This window comes from Streptococcus sp. A11, from assembly GCF_043674225.1.
GTDB classification, from domain to species: Bacteria; Bacillota; Bacilli; order Lactobacillales; family Streptococcaceae; genus Streptococcus; species Streptococcus suis_V.
The window spans coordinates 34,432-49,929 of the sequence record NZ_JBIMJS010000010.1 but is presented as its reverse complement, the minus strand read 5'-3'; the positions used below and the strand labels follow the sequence as shown (position 1 = coordinate 49,929).

Annotated in this window: 14 protein-coding genes; 13 read left to right on the top strand and 1 reads right to left on the bottom strand. The window is 40.2% G+C overall.

The features are described 5' to 3' along the window. The first annotated feature begins 121 nt into the window (after positions 1 to 121). A complete protein-coding gene (tkt, locus tag ACHBIF_RS06975) occupies positions 122 to 2,092 on the top strand; it encodes a transketolase (protein WP_394719511.1) in 1,971 nt (656 codons plus the stop codon). A 145-nt stretch (positions 2,093 to 2,237) separates the two neighbouring features. Here the strand turns inward: tkt and ACHBIF_RS06970 are convergent, their stop codons facing one another. Beyond that, positions 2,238 to 3,320 (bottom strand): GntR family transcriptional regulator, encoded by a 1,083-nt coding sequence (locus ACHBIF_RS06970; RefSeq protein ID WP_318823940.1) that lies wholly within the window; start codon positions 3,318 to 3,320, stop codon positions 2,238 to 2,240. Between the two features lie 291 nt (positions 3,321 to 3,611). Between ACHBIF_RS06970 and ACHBIF_RS06965 the strand changes: the two genes are divergently transcribed. The 12 genes from ACHBIF_RS06965 to ACHBIF_RS06910 all read left to right on the top strand — a co-directional run bounded on the left by ACHBIF_RS06965 (position 3,612) and on the right by ACHBIF_RS06910 (position 15,492). After that, the gene (locus tag ACHBIF_RS06965; RefSeq protein WP_394719509.1) at positions 3,612 to 4,826 is read left to right on the top strand and encodes a sugar-binding protein; all 1,215 of its coding nucleotides are present in this window, start codon (positions 3,612 to 3,614) and stop codon (positions 4,824 to 4,826) included. 122 nt (positions 4,827 to 4,948) lie between these two features. After that, positions 4,949 to 6,502, top strand: a complete 1,554-nt coding sequence (locus ACHBIF_RS06960; protein ID WP_318823938.1) for a sugar ABC transporter ATP-binding protein — start codon at positions 4,949 to 4,951, stop codon at positions 6,500 to 6,502. Between the two features lies 1 nt (position 6,503). Next, positions 6,504 to 7,727 carry a multiple monosaccharide ABC transporter permease gene (mmsB, locus tag ACHBIF_RS06955; RefSeq protein ID WP_318823937.1) on the top strand — a complete coding sequence of 408 codons (1,224 nt, stop codon included), beginning with the start codon at positions 6,504 to 6,506 and terminating at the stop codon, positions 7,725 to 7,727. A gap of 24 nt (positions 7,728 to 7,751) precedes the next feature. Further along, positions 7,752 to 7,973: a hypothetical protein gene (locus ACHBIF_RS06950; protein WP_394719506.1), complete on the top strand. Its 222-nt coding sequence runs from the start codon at positions 7,752 to 7,754 to the stop codon at positions 7,971 to 7,973. Positions 7,974 to 8,168: 195 nt separating this feature from the next. Next, positions 8,169 to 9,758 (top strand): FGGY-family carbohydrate kinase, encoded by a 1,590-nt coding sequence (locus ACHBIF_RS06945; protein WP_318823936.1) that lies wholly within the window; start codon positions 8,169 to 8,171, stop codon positions 9,756 to 9,758. Positions 9,759 to 9,767: 9 nt separating this feature from the next. Then, positions 9,768 to 10,463, top strand: a complete 696-nt coding sequence (locus tag ACHBIF_RS06940; protein WP_318823935.1) for an L-ribulose-5-phosphate 4-epimerase — start codon at positions 9,768 to 9,770, stop codon at positions 10,461 to 10,463. A gap of 24 nt (positions 10,464 to 10,487) precedes the next feature. Next, entirely contained in the window at positions 10,488 to 11,912 is a 1,425-nt protein-coding gene (gene araA, locus ACHBIF_RS06935) for an L-arabinose isomerase (protein WP_394719503.1), read from the top strand. A 26-nt stretch (positions 11,913 to 11,938) separates the two neighbouring features. Further along, positions 11,939 to 12,973, top strand: a complete 1,035-nt coding sequence (locus ACHBIF_RS06930; protein ID WP_394719501.1) for an aldose epimerase family protein — start codon at positions 11,939 to 11,941, stop codon at positions 12,971 to 12,973. Positions 12,974 to 13,046: 73 nt separating this feature from the next. Next, a complete protein-coding gene (locus ACHBIF_RS06925) occupies positions 13,047 to 13,310 on the top strand; it encodes a hypothetical protein (RefSeq protein WP_394719499.1) in 264 nt (87 codons plus the stop codon). Positions 13,311 to 13,539: 229 nt separating this feature from the next. Next, positions 13,540 to 13,983: a zinc-dependent MarR family transcriptional regulator gene (locus tag ACHBIF_RS06920; RefSeq protein ID WP_125266202.1), complete on the top strand. Its 444-nt coding sequence runs from the start codon at positions 13,540 to 13,542 to the stop codon at positions 13,981 to 13,983. Then, positions 13,983 to 14,687 (top strand): ATP-binding cassette domain-containing protein, encoded by a 705-nt coding sequence (locus ACHBIF_RS06915; RefSeq protein WP_172009769.1) that lies wholly within the window; start codon positions 13,983 to 13,985, stop codon positions 14,685 to 14,687. Before ACHBIF_RS06920 ends, ACHBIF_RS06915 begins: the two co-directional genes overlap by 1 nt. Then, entirely contained in the window at positions 14,680 to 15,492 is an 813-nt protein-coding gene (locus ACHBIF_RS06910) for a metal ABC transporter permease (protein WP_394719496.1), read from the top strand. Before ACHBIF_RS06915 ends, ACHBIF_RS06910 begins: the two co-directional genes overlap by 8 nt. The last annotated feature ends 6 nt before the right edge of the window (positions 15,493 to 15,498 follow it).

Sequence of the window (15,498 nt, the reverse complement as noted above, 5' to 3'; positions counted from 1 at the left end):
ATACATTTATTGATTCCCCTCCTCTCAAAAAATTTCGTTATATAGAAACAAGAATATTGTGACAGACATAGAAAACGCTTTATGGTATAATGAAAACATGACTTTATAAAAGGAGAAAAACATGTCAAATCTTTCAGTCAATGCGATTCGTTTCCTTGGTATTGATGCCATTGAGAAATCGAAATCAGGTCACCCTGGCATCGTTATGGGTGCAGCCCCAATGGCTTACAGCCTCTTTACTAAGGAACTTCGTGTCAATCCAGCGCAACCAAACTGGATTAACCGCGACCGTTTCATCTTATCAGCTGGCCATGGCTCCATGCTTCTTTATGGCCTCCTTCATTTGTCAGGATTTGAAGATGTCACAATAGATGAAATCAAGAATTTCCGTCAATGGGGTTCTAAAACACCAGGGCACCCAGAATTCGGTCATACAGCAGGTGTCGATGCGACAACTGGTCCGCTTGGACAAGGTATTTCAACTGCAACAGGTTTTGCGCAGGCAGAGCGTTACTTGGCGGCTAAGTACAATCGCGACGGTTTCCCAATTTTTGACCACTATACCTATGTTATCTGTGGAGACGGCGACCTCATGGAAGGTGTTTCAGCTGAGGCAGCGTCATACGCAGGTCTTCAGAAGCTTGAAAAACTCATCGTTCTTTACGATTCAAACGATATTAACTTGGACGGTGAGACCAAGGATGCCTTTACGGAAAATGTCCGTGCTCGCTACGATGCCTACGGTTGGCATACAGACCTTGTGACCGATGGTACAGATGTGGATGCGATTTTTGCGGCCATTGAAAAAGCAAAAACAGCAGGAAAGCCATCTCTGATTGAAATCAAGACAGTGATTGGTTATGGTTCACCAAACAAGGCTGGTAGCAATGCGGCTCATGGTGCTCCACTTGGACCAGATGAAGCAGAAGCAACTCGCAAGGCCTTGGATTGGAACTATGCTCCATTTGAGATTCCAGAAGAAGTCTACGCTGACTTCAAAGAAAATGTGGCTGATCGTGGTGCAGCAGCTTACGACGCTTGGGTTAAATTGGTTGAAGACTACAAGGCTGCTTATCCAGAATTGGCAGATGAAGTGACAGCTATCTTGGAAGGCCGTGAATTGGCAGAGCTCAAGCCAGAAGACTTCCCAGTTTATGAAAATGGATTTTCACAAGCCACTCGTAACTCATCACAAGACGCTATCAACGCAGCAGCAGCTGTTTTGCCAAACTTCTTTGGTGGTTCAGCCGACTTGGCTCACTCAAACATGACCGTCATCAAGGGCGAAGGCTTGCAAGATGCTGCAAATCCGCTCAATCGCAACATCCAATTTGGTGTGCGTGAATTTGCGATGGGTACGATCTTGAACGGTATGGCAGCTCATGGTGGACTTCGTGTCTTTGGTGGTACATTCTTTGTATTCTCAGACTACGTCAAGGCGGCGGTACGCTTGTCAGCTCTGCAAGGATTGCCAGTGACCTACGTCTTTACCCACGACTCAATCGCAGTTGGTGAAGATGGACCAACCCACGAACCAATCGAGCATTTGGCTGGTCTTCGTGCAATGCCAAACCTCAACGTTTTCCGTCCAGCAGATGCGCGTGAAACACAGGCGGCTTGGTACTTGTCATTGACCAGCAAATCAACACCATCAGCCCTTGTTCTCACTCGTCAAAACTTGACAGTTGAAGAAGGAACAGACTTTGATAAGGTTGCAAAAGGGGCTTATGTTGTCTATGAAGCAGCAGGCTTTGATACAATCCTTCTTGCATCTGGTTCAGAAGTGAACTTGGCTGTAAAAGCTGCTAAGGAACTGGAAGCAGCAGGCACTAAAGTTCGTGTGGTTTCTGTACCGTCTACTGAGCTCTTCGATGCACAAGATGCTGCCTACAAGGAAGAAATCCTTCCAAATGCCATTCGTCGTCGCTTGGCAATTGAAATGGGTGCAACTCAGGGCTGGTACAAGTATGTCGGCCTTGACGGTAAGGTGCTTGGTATCGATACGTTTGGTGCATCCGCTCCAGCCCAAACAGTTATTGACAACTATGGCTTCACAGTAGAAAATGTTGTGAAATTGGTTAATGAGTTGTAAAACAGATTAACTAGGAACAGCCCTTGTTTTCGGGGCTGTTTTTTTGAATCGACAGAAAACATGAAAAAGCACAATAAGTAACAGTTTGTTATCTATTGTGCTTTTAAATTATGTTTACTCATAATTTGAGTACAAGACTGTAGTGCTAAGGTAGTATGCGCTTCACTGTATTTCCTTTAACAATCTGAGGAGGATACAATTTTCCTTTTGGTCGTTTCCCGGTCTCAATTGCTGAAATGATACTTTTGGCTGCATCAATACCAAGTAATTCTTTAGGATGTTCAATTGTAGTTAATGTTAGTTCCTCAAAATTGTTGATATGCGAGTTGTCATGCCCTACGATAGAAAGGTCATTAGGAATGGAATACCCATTTTTAATTAATATATCGATAATTTTTTTGGCAATAGCGTCATTGTAACAAACTATTCCAGTTATTTCCGGATTTTCATGGATAGACTTAAGAGCTATTTCACAGATAGACTCAGAAGTTTCGGTCGTATAAGTAATAATCGAATGATTGGTTATATTTAACTTGTTTTCTTCACAAGCCTTGATAAATCCTTTCATACGATATTTACCCTGTAAGTCATCAATTTTGGTAATAAATAAGATGTTTTTATGACCATTTTTTATCAATTCACTAGTTGACTCATAACATATTTTTATATCATCAATTCGAAGGCAAGGAACCTCTAATTCTTCGTATGTTGAATTGATCATCAGAATTGGAATTTCAAGTTCTTTAAGTGTAACATAAGTTGCTATGTTGGGGTTGTACAAGTTGCTTTTAGTCGGTTCAATAATAAGCCCATCTACATTATGAGTAACCATTTTTTCAAGACATTTAAGTTCTTGTTCAACATTATTATTTGTACTAGATAATATTAGGGAATATCCTTGCTTCGTCAATTCTTCTTCGATACCACGAATTATTGACGGAAAGATATAGTCTGAAATATAAGTTGTGATAACTCCTATTGTTTTAGTTGGAGTATTATGTGTATTGAGTATAGAACGTTGTGTATTGATATAAGTACCAGACCCTCTTTTTTTGTATAGGTATCCTTCGGAAACTAGAAGTGACAGTGCATTCCTAATTGTTTGACGACTGACTTTATAGGTATTCTGCAATTCAATTTCTGTAGGTAATGGTTGGTCTTCAACGAATTGTTTGTGAATAATCATTTCTCTGATTTCAGAAGCAATCATCTGATATTTAGGCTTCATATAAAGAACCTCTTGTTTTATACTAATTTATTGTATTATAACATTATTTGGTACAAATTTTCAATAGATTTGCATAATTTTGTGCAGACAAATAAAAATAATAATAAAAAAGTATTGACAAATTTTTTGAAGAGGTTATAATATTAAATGTAAGCGCATACCAAAGAAGAATATATTCTAATAATTAAATTCTTAACGAAGGGAGAAGTGAGGGAGAAATTAAAATGTTCTCATAATTAACATTTTGACTAACTATATCTTATATACAGAAAAAACAGAGGTGTTACAAAAATGAAAATTAGTAAGTTAATAAAAAAAGCTGGATTTATGATCGCAGGAGTTACATTGTTATCAGGTTTAGCAGCGTGTAGTTCAACCACACGAGGTGGAGGCACCACAGAAGGAGCTCTTCAAGAAGGAGATTTAATTGGTATTTCGATGCCAACGAAAGCTGATCAACGTTGGAATGTCGATGGTGGAAACTTAGTTAAAGAGTTGGAAGCAGCTGGTTTTAAAACAAAACTTGCTTATGCAAATAACTCCCCTTCTCAACAATCTACAGATATTAATAACTTAGTTTCTGCTGGAGCGAAAGCTGTGGTTGTGGCTTCTGTAGATGGAACAGCCGTAGGTCCAGCTGTTCAGCAGGCGAAAGACGGTGGTGCGACGGTTATTGCCTATGACCGACTTATCATGAACACTGAGGCGGTTGACTATTATGTTACTTTTGATCTGGAGCGTACGGGCATTTTGGAGGCTGAAACGATTATCAGAAGGTTGGACTTAGAAAATGGTGGAGGAAAAGATATACCTTATAATATTGCGTTATTTGCAGGATCTGATGACGATAACAATGCTCCGTACTTCTTCAAAGGAGCGTGGGACTTGCTCCAACCGTATTTTGAATCTGGTCAACTTGTAGATCCATCTGGAATTGTAACAAAAGATTTTACAGTGGAAGACTGGAAGAAAATATCTGTCCATGCATGGGATCAATCTCAAGCTCAAAAACAAATGGATGCAATTATGACAAAATTAGGAGATCAACCTCTGGCTGCTGTTCTTTCACCATATGATGCTATTTCGCTTGGTGTTATGAAATCAATCAAAAATGCCCGCCCAGATATGACACCGTCTATTCCATTTGATGCAAAAAATCCAACAAATAAATCTGCTTGGCCAATTATTACAGGACAAGATGGTATGGATATTGCGATAACAAACATTTACTATGGTGCACAAGAACAAACAGTTTTTAAAGATGTTTCACTTCTCGCTAAACAAACTACAACTCTTATCAAAGAGATTTCAGAAGGGAAGACACCGTCTTCTGATAAAAAACCGATGAATAATGGCAAAAAGGATGTGCCAACATGGTTGATGCAATCCGATGAGCTAGTTAAAGAACCTACCGGTGATCAAAAAGGTCTCGATTATGTAGTGGAAACAGGATTTATAACTGAGGACCAATATCAAAAAGATATTAAGGCTCCAATTATTGAATAAAACCATAGAGGTTGGGCTAGTTTGTGATTGGGATTGCGAACTAGCCCGGTATTTTAAATATCCTTGCAGAGAATATTTGTCAGAAAAGCTAAAGTATAGAATAGAATGAGTAAGGAGATAGTATGCATGAATCTGAAATGATTTTACAGATGCAGGATATTACCAAAACATTTGGTCCCGTGAAAGCACTGTCTAATGTAAATTTGAATATCAAACGTGGGGAAATTCATGGAATTTGTGGGGAAAATGGTGCTGGAAAATCCACCCTAATGAATGTACTTTCGGGAGTTTACCCACATGGGACATATTCTGGTAAGATTTTGTATGATGGAAAAGAGTGTAAGTTTAAAAAGATTTCTGACTCGGAGGAGTTAGGGATTGTTGTTATTCAACAAGAGCTTGCTTTAAGCCCATTTCTGTCTATTGCGGAAAATATTTTTATGGGTAATGAAAAACAACACAATGGGGTGATAGACTGGATGCGCACACGCTCGGATGCAATTAAAGTTATGGGGCGTGTGGGATTGATGGAAAGTCCAGAAACCAAAATTATGGATATTGGTGTCGGTAAACAGCAACTTGTTGAAATTGCAAAAGCACTATCCAAAAATGTTAAGTTATTAGTTTTGGATGAACCGACAGCAGCGTTGAACGATGAAGATTCGGCTCATCTGTTGGATATTCTTAGAGATTTACGTGACAATCAAGGGGTAACATCTGTTATTATCTCACACAAGTTGAATGAGATTAAAGAGATCACTGATAATGTTACTATTATTCGTGATGGATCTACAGTTGGATATATGCCGAACTCCGAAGAAGAACCGTTAAATCAAGATCGATTGATTGCAGCAATGGTTGGACGTGAATTAACCAATTTGTATCCTGAACATGAGTCACATCCAGGTGATGAAATTTTGAGAATTGAGGATTGGACAGTTCACCATCCATTAGATCAACAACGTGTCGTAGTTGATCATGCCAATATTGAAGTACGTTCTGGAGAAATAGTTGGTATTGCAGGTTTGATGGGGGCAGGTCGAACTGAGTTAGCGATGAGTATTTTTGGACAATCCTATGGTTCAAATATTTCTGGAAAAGTTTTTATTCGTGGAAAAGAGACGGATACTTCTACTGTTCAAAAAGCAATAGCTGCCGGACTAGCCTATGCAACAGAGGATAGGAAAGGTTACGGATTGAATCTTTTGCAAAGTATTCGAGAGAATGCCTCGCTAGCTGCTCTACGGGAACATTCTAAAAACGGCGTTATGGACTCAAATGTTGAGCGTGTTGTTGCTGAACGTTATCGGAAAGAATTTCATATAAAAACTCCCTCTATTGAGGAGCAGGTCTCAAATTTATCTGGTGGGAATCAGCAAAAAGTGGTATTGGCCAAATGGGTCATTTCAAATCCAGATATTTTGATTTTAGATGAACCAACACGAGGAATTGACGTTGGTGCAAAATATGAAATTTATGAAATCATCGACAAATTGGCTAATGAAGGGAAAGCGATTATTGTTATTTCTTCGGAGCTCCCTGAATTGATTGGTATATGTGATCGCATTTATACAGTAAGCCAAGGTGTTGTCACAGAAGATGTGCCTAAAGAGAAATTCTCGCAAGAGTATCTCATGAAAGGGATGACAAAAGAAAAATCGAAGGTGGATGCGTAAAATGAGTACACAAACAAATACAGCTGTGAAATCAGCTAATCAAAAAGAAAAAGGCTTATTTGAGTCACTATTAGCAAATAGTCGTCAATACGGGATTGTCGGCGCCTTGATTGTCATCATAGCAGTCTTTCAATTTTTGACAGGAGGATTACTATTACAGCCTAATACAGTTGTGCAATTAATCCAACAAAATGCTTATGTTGTTATCTTGGCTATTGGTATGGTAATGGTCATTATCGCGACTCATATCGACTTATCAGTAGGGTCTCTAGTTGGTTTTATTGGTGGATGTGTTGCGTTGCTGATGCAAGATATGCATGTTAATTGGTTCTTATCAATTATTATTGGTATTTTAATTGGCTTATTGATTGGTATTTGGCAAGGATTTTGGGTCGCTTATGTTGGCATCCCAGGCTTCATCACGACGTTAGCAGGAATGTTAGTATTTCGTGGTCTAGCAACAACCATGATTAATGCATCTATTCCAGTAAACGATTCATCTTTCAATGCCATTGCGGCAAACTATCTTCCGAATGTTTTAGGATTCTGGGGACCATTTGATGGTTTGACAGTAGTAGTTGGTTTACTATTGATTTTGTTTTTTGCATATAGTCAATTTCGTAGTCGTAAGAAAGCCTTTTTAGTAGGTTTAGATGTCGAACCATTATCTGCTACCTATACTAAAATTGGGATAGCGGCAGTTATCATAGGAGCATTAACATATTTGTTTGCAACTTCTGGTAATGCAGTTCAAGGTGGGATTCCTATCATGTTAGTCATTGTCGGAGTTTTGGTTGCCCTATATAACTTTATTTTGACAAAAACTGTATTTGGTCGTCATGTATATGCAGTCGGAGGCAATCGTCGTGCTGCGATGTTATCCGGTATCAATACTAAGCGAGTAGATTTCCTGTTGTATGTTCATATGGGATTCTTGTCAGCGATTGCAGCTATTGCAATGCTTTCGCGCTTGAGTTCGGCGTCCGCAGCAACAGGTAACTCCTTTGAAATGGATGCAATTGCCTCCTGTTTTGTTGGTGGTACTGCAGTAACGGGTGGTATCGGTACAGTTCCAGGTGTAGTTGTCGGTGCAGCTGTGATTGGGGTTATTAACCAAGGGTTATCTATCATGGGTGTTGATTCGGCATTGATTCAAACAATTAAAGGATTAGTACTGTTGCTTGCAGTAGCCATTGATATTTATTCAAAACGTCGTAAACACTAATATTTTTTGAAAAGAGGAATGAAAATGGGCAAAGAATTAAATGATATTTCAAAGTGTCGTCTGTATGGTTTGACTGCACTTGTGTGCTTCGTTTGGTTGGTCCAAAGTATCTATGAGACTCTCCAGGCTGGGCAGGCTGTCTTCACAGTATTGAATATTATTTTTTATCTATCACTTCTTTTTGTCATTGTCTATACCGCGTATACGGCATATGATATGAAAAAGTCGCTTAAGAAGAAAAAGTAGTGATAGCTTCCATTCATTTCTTGATTATTGGAGGGAAATTCTCCTACAGATTGTGAATTTTGAAAGTTATCATCAATCCAGTTTTGGACGGGTTAATGATGACTTTTAATTTTTAATTCTAATAATAAATTATAGAGTCAATAAAGTTTAGATAGTGTGGTAATTGAGTATCTGTAAGAAAAAGGAGGAAATGAGATGCATCATATTATGGATGACATAGTTCAAGGACGTACATCCTTAGGAATTGAATTTGGATCGACACGAATTAAGGCCATTTTAATTGATAGTCATCAACAAACAATAGTCTCGGGCAGTTATGATTGGGAGAATCAATTGGTAGATGGTGTTTGGACCTACTCATTGGATGCTGTGTGGACTGGTCTGCAGTCTGCCTATCGTCAGCTAGTTGAGGAAGTGCAATCTAAGTATGGTATTCATCTAACCCAAATTGGTCAAATCGGTATTAGTGCGATGATGCATGGCTATATGGCTTTTGATGAAAAAGATCAGCTATTAGTCCCTTTTCGCACATGGCGCAATACAATTACAGGACAGGCTGCTGAAGAATTGAGCCAACTGTTCGATTTTAACATTCCTGAACGTTGGAGCATAGCACATCTTTATCAGGCGGTTTTGAATAAGGAAGAACATGTACCAAATATTTCATTTTTGACCACTTTAGCCGGATACATTCATTGGCAGTTGACCGGTCAAAAAGTTTTGGGAGTTGGAGATGCGTCGGGCATGTTCCCTATTGACTCTGATACTGGATATTATAAGGAAAATTTCCTTGCGTCATTTGATAGCTTGATTAAGGAGTATGATTTTTCTTGGAATTTAAGATCTATTTTACCAGCGGTTTTGCCGGCAGGAAGTTTAGCTGGAGTATTAACGCCAGAAGGAGCTAATCGTTTAGATCCAACAGGTCAGTTAAAATCAGGAGCTCGTCTCTGTCCGCCAGAAGGGGATGCAGGAACTGGAATGGTAGCCACAAACAGTGTATCGCAACGGACAGGCAATGTCTCAGCTGGAACGTCTATTTTTGCAATGATTGTTTTAGAGCGCGCTTTGCAACACCGACATTCAGAGATAGATATTGTTACAACTCCGGTTGGTGATACAGTTGCAATGGTACACGCGAACAATTGCAGTTCAGACATAAATGCTTGGGTCAAACTATTTCAGGAGTTTTCAGTTTTGTCTGGTCAATCAATTAGCAGTTCAGATATTTACCCATTGCTTTTCAATGCGGCTTTATCGGGTGAAAAAGATTGTGGTGGCTTGTTATCCTATGGCTATTATTCTGGGGAAAGTATCACCAATATAAACGAAGGTAGGCCGCTCTTGGTGCGTACTCCTGAAAGTAGATTTTCAGTACCGAACTTAATGCGGAGTCATATTTTATCGGCATTTTCAACCCTGGCAATTGGAATGGAAATTTTGGTAGATGAAGAGCAAATTCAGATTGATAGTATCTTAGGGCATGGTGGTATTTTTAAAACTCCACAAGTTGCCCAAAGTTTATTAGCTGCAGCTATTCAAACACCGGTATCGGTCATGGATACGGCTGGAGAAGGAGGTGCTTGGGGCATTGCACTCTTGGCTGATTATTTGAATTATGCTACTGAACAACCATTAAGTAGCTATCTGGAAGAAATTGTATTTGTAGATGCTCCTGTTGAGACGATTGAGCCGAATTCAGAAGATAGTGAGGGATTTAAGGTATTTCTAGCAAATTATAAAAAAGGACTAGCTATTGAAAAGGTGGCAGTCGAGAGAGTTTAAGGAGATACTATGTTAGAAGAACTAAAGAAAGTTGTATACCAAGCAAATTTGGAATTGCCAAAACGTAACTTAATTCAATATACTTGGGGGAATGTTAGTCAAGTTGATCGAGCATCCGGTCTCTTTGTTATTAAACCGTCAGGTGTTGATTATGATGTGATGACTGCTGATGACATGGTTGTTTGTGATTTTGATGGTAATGTAATTGACGGCAACCTTCGTCCGTCATCAGATATGCCAACTCATGCAGTATTATATAAGACATATTCTGAAATAGGCGGTGTTGTTCACACGCATTCGCCTTGGGCAGCTTCTTGGGCACAATCTGGGCTAGATGTGCCAGCAATGGGGACAACTCATGCAGATACGTTTTACGGGACAGTTCCGTGTGCCCGATTTTTGACGAAAGAAGAGCTTGATGCTGGTTATGAACATGAGACAGGGAATGTAATCGTTGAGACATTTACAAAACGCGGATTAGATCCAGTCTCTGTTCCAGGTATTCTACTCCAAGGACATGGACCTTTTACTTGGGGAAAAAATGCAGAAGATGCTGTTATGCACGCCGTGGTTTTGGAAGAAGTTTGTCGAATGAATGCTATTACTCGTTTTCTAAATCCATTTGCACCAGAGTTGCCTCAATATATTTTAGACAAACACTATTTAAGAAAACATGGTAAGAATGCTTACTATGGTCAGAATTAATTTCTATTTAAAAGGAGCTATATTATGTTAGAAACAAAAAAAGAATTTTGGTTTGTGGTTGGATCACAACATTTATATGGTGAAGAAACGCTTGAGGAAGTCAAAAAACATGCGAGAGAGATGGTAGATCGTCTGAATGCAAGTGGCCGACTCCCTTACCCATTAGTATTTCAAGAAGAATTAGCTGTTTCTGCTGATGTTATTACCAAGTTGATGAAAGAAATTAATTACCGAGACGAGATCGCTGGTGTTGTAACTTGGATGCATACTTTCTCGCCAGCTAAGATGTGGATTCGTGGCACTAAATTGTTACAAAAACCACTCTTACATTTAGCAACCCAATATAATGAGTCTATTCCGTGGTCGACGATTGATATGGATTTTATGAACCTCAATCAATCAGCTCATGGGGATAGAGAGTATGGTTTTATCAATGCTCGTCTTAAGAAAAATAACAAAGTAGTTGTTGGTTATTGGCAAAATGAATCTATTCAAAGCCAAATTGGTCAATGGATGGACGTGGCAGTTGCCTACAATGAAGGGTTTAATATAAAAGTGGCTCGTTTTGGGGACAACATGCGTAATGTTGCTGTTACTGATGGTGACAAGATTGAGGCACAAATTCAGTTAGGTTGGACTGTTGATTACTATGGAATAGGTGATTTAGTTGAAGTAATTGATCAAGTAACTGATGAAGAGGTAGATACTCTCTTTGCAGATTACAAGGAGCTTTACGACTTTGACTATGGTGACTATGATGTTGCAATCTGGGAAGAGCACGTGAAGGAACAAGCTAAATATGAGATTGCACTGAAACGGTTCCTTGATGCTGGTGGCTACACGGCCTTCTCTGATAATTTTGAAGATTTGCACGGCATGAAACAGTTGCCAGGTTTAGCTGTTCAACGATTAATGGCGCAAGGTTATGGTTTTGCAGGGGAAGGTGATTGGAAGACTGCTGCCCTTGATCGTTTTATGAAAGTGATGGCACATAATCAGAATACTGGTTTTATGGAAGACTATACTTACGAACTTGCTATCGGTAAGGAATCTGTCCTACAATCTCACATGCTTGAAGTCGATCCTACACTGGCCAAAGACAAACCAAAAATACTTGTCTCTCCATTAGGAATTGGGGGAAAAGCAGATCCAGCTCGTCTTGTATTTGATGGAAAAGCGGGAGAAGGTGTCGTCGTATCAGTAGCAGATTTTGGAACACACTTCAAATTACTTATCAATGAAGTAAGTGCGTTTGAGCCAACAGAGCTAGCTCCACATTTACCAGTTGCACGTGTACTTTGGGAGGTAAAACCTAATTTCCAAGATGGTGTAAAAGCTTGGATTGAGGCTGGGGGAGGCCACCATACAGTTGTTTCGTTGAATGCGACCTCTGATCAGGTTATTGATTGGGCTAAATTAGTAGGGCTTGAGTATGTGTTGATAAAGTAGCTTTCTAAGTTGTTAAGGAGACAAGGATGACAGTTACAACAAAAATACTAGAGATGATAGATGATAAGGAAGTCACACAGGTTCGGCTACAGAATAAGAATGGTCTTGTGGTTAGTTTTCTGACTTTAGGGGCCACTTGGCAAGAATTTTTAGTTCCGCAACCAGATGGTTCTTATAAAAATCTTTTGTTGGGTTTTGATGTGCCAAGTGACTATTACCGAAATGATCTTTTTGCAGGTCAAACAATCGGACGAGTTGCCGGTCGTATTGCAAAAGGAGAGCTTATTCTAGGTGGAAATAGTTACCAGTTACCAATAAATAATCATCAAAATTGCTTACACGGAGGTCCAGAAGGTTTTCATCAACTACACTGGGATTACCAAGTAATCGAGGATGAGGATAGGGTGACGGTGGTTTTCTCACACAGTATAACAGAGGCACATGACGGATTTCCAGCTGATATGGATGTAACGGTAGCTGTTTGTTTGACAAATGAGAATCAGGTTATATTTGAGTTTTCAGGGGCAAATGCTACTAAGTCAACAGTTTTCAATCCTACAACCCACCCCTACTTTAATTTGAGTCGTTATCAAAACCTACAGACACACGAATTGATGGTTGCTGCAGATTATGTTTTGGAGACTGATGACGAATTGATTCCCTCCGGTCAATTTCTGCCGGTCGATAATACGCCATTCGATTTTAGAAAGTTAACTAATCTTAGTCGAGCAATTGAGCAGAGTGTAGGCTTTGATGATGCATTTGTTGTCAACCAAGCAGAGAACCAGCCCATAGTTGTTTTGCGTGATAGAGAGAGTGGAGATCAGCTAAATGTATATTCTGAGCGTCAAGGGGTAGTTATCTACACCATGAACTCGCTGACAGAAGGAGTTTCATTTGCGCGTGACGATGGAAAAGCGGGTATCATTCACGAAGGAATTGCAATTGAACCGCAAAATCTTCCTGATGCAGTTCACCATGAACATTTTGATTCCATTATTCTCGCTCCTAACGTAGAACAGACTTATCACATTATCTACGAATATGTGTCCAGTCTATAAGTTAAACGGATTATCAAAGCAGCCCTTCGCCGAGGGGCTGTTTTGTGTTATACTATAAACAAAAGGAGCTGTTATGAAATCTTTGAAATTTGATTTTTTGGCCTTTGTCGTCGGTGGGATGTTGTTTGGGGTTGGCCTAAGTTTACTTTGGGATGGTCTGCCTACTTGGCCTAATTTTCTAGGTGCCATCTACTTATTTCTCTGTTGGCTGGCCTTTTCGTTTATCACGGATGATTTGTATGAAAAGATACCTAAAAATGCCTTGGCAGAAAAAATCGCCTTCCCGTCCCTCTATCTCTTTGCCCCTCTGGTATTTCTCTTAAAGCTGAGAAAGTGAATCTTGTAAATATCTCGGTATGTCTGTGCGAGGTTGCCAGTTGTGCCTGTTTTGCTATTTGAATAGAAAAATACCTTACGGCATAGGTTGGTACGGACCTTGGTTGCCCTATGTCCAAACTGCTCTTAGTCAGAGGTTTGCCTTTTTCTGAAAATATGACTCATTTTCTTGTTTTTTCTTTTTTTATATGATATACTTAACGAGTTAATTAAAAGGTTAAGGAAATAAAATGAATCCGATTGCGTTAGAAATTGAAAAATGTTTGCATGAGATTGTCCTGAGTTCGGAAAATCAACTGGAGATTCTAGTTGGTAATTGCCAGAGCTCGGTCAAGTTGACCAATACCCAGGAGCATATCCTTATGTTGATTGAAAAGAATGCTTATACCAATACTGAGATTGCCAAGCAGCTCAATATCAGTCAGGCTGCAGTGACTAAGGCCACCAAGTCTTTGGTTGCGCAAGGCCTCTTGGAGGCAGTGCGGGATAGCAAGGATGGCCGTGTTGTTCGCTTTAGTCTAACGGACCTGGCTCGTCCCATTGCGGCGGAGCATGCCCACCATCATGTCCACACATTAGAGGCTTACGAGGACTTGCTAAAGGGTTACACGACTGATGAGCAAGAATTGATTGGTCGATTTATGCAGGATTTAGTGGAGAAGATTAAAAAATAATGAGATACATCACAGTGGAGGATTTGTCCTTCTATTATGACAAGGAGCCGGTCCTAGAGCACATCCATTATCACTTGGATAGTGGGGAGTTTGTGACCTTGACGGGTGAAAATGGGGCTGCCAAGTCTACCTTGATCAAGGCGACCCTGGGGATTTTGAAACCAAAAATTGGTCAGGTGACTATTTCTGAAAAAAGCACCAAGGGGAAAAAGTTACGTATGGCTTATCTGCCGCAGCAGATTGCTAGCTTTAATGCTGGTTTTCCAAGTACTGTTTTAGAATTTGTTCGTTCTGGTCGATATCCAAGACAGGGGTGGTTTAGACGGTTGACGGCTCACGATGAGGAACATGTGAAGAAGAGTTTGGATTCGGTTGGTATGTGGGAGCATCGAGATAAAAAACTGGGGTCACTGAGCGGTGGACAAAAGCAACGGGCTGTCATTGCTCGGATGTTTGCATCTGATCCGGATATTTTCATCTTAGATGAGCCAACCACTGGAATGGATAGTGGGACCAAGGACGATTTTTACCGCCTTATGCACCATGCGGCCAAGAAACACGGCAAGTCAGTCCTCATGATTACCCATGATCCAGATGAGCTTAGCAAGTATGCGGACCGTAACATCCATCTGGTGCGGGACCAAGCGTCACCATGGCGTTGTTTCAACGTCCACGAACCCGACGAGGAGGTAGGCCATGTTTGATCTGTCTATTTTCCAGTATGATTTCATGCAGCGGGCTTTTTTGGCAATTATTGCCATGAGTTTGTTTTCGCCAATCCTGGGTGTTTTTCTCATTCTCAGAAGACAGAGTTTGATGTCAGATACCCTTAGTCACGTTTCCTTAGCAGGTGTGGCGTTTGGTTTGGTTTTGGGGATTTCTCCGACTGTGTCCACCTTACTTGTTGTGATTGTTGCAGCAGTCTTTCTTGAATACTTGCGTACGATCTATAAAAACTTTATGGAAATCGGTACGGCTATTTTGATGTCTACAGGTCTGGCTATTTCCCTTATTGTTATGAATAAGTCTGGCGGTAAGTCGAGTTTGAGTTTAGATCAATACCTATTTGGATCGATTGTCACTATTAGCCAGGAACAGGTCTGGGCTTTGTTTGGCATTGCAGTTGCGGTTATCTTGTCGACCCTTCTCTTCCTACGTCCTATGTATATCTTGACTTTTGATGAGGATACGGCTTTTGTGGACGGTTTACCAGTACGTGCCATGTCGATTGCATTTAATGTGGTGACAGGTGTCGCCATTGCCCTGATGATTCCTGCGGCTGGTGCCCTCTTGGTATCGACCATCATGGTCTTGCCTGCAGCCATTGCGCTTCGTCTTGGGAAAAATTTCAAGTCGGTGATTGTGTTCGGGATGTTGATTGGCTTCTTTGGAATGGTCACTGGTTTGTTGACATCTTACTATGCTGAAACACCTGCAAGTGCCAGCATTACATTGATTTTTATTAGTATTTTCTTATTGGTGAATCTAGTTACCAAGTTTAAAAAATAGGAGGAA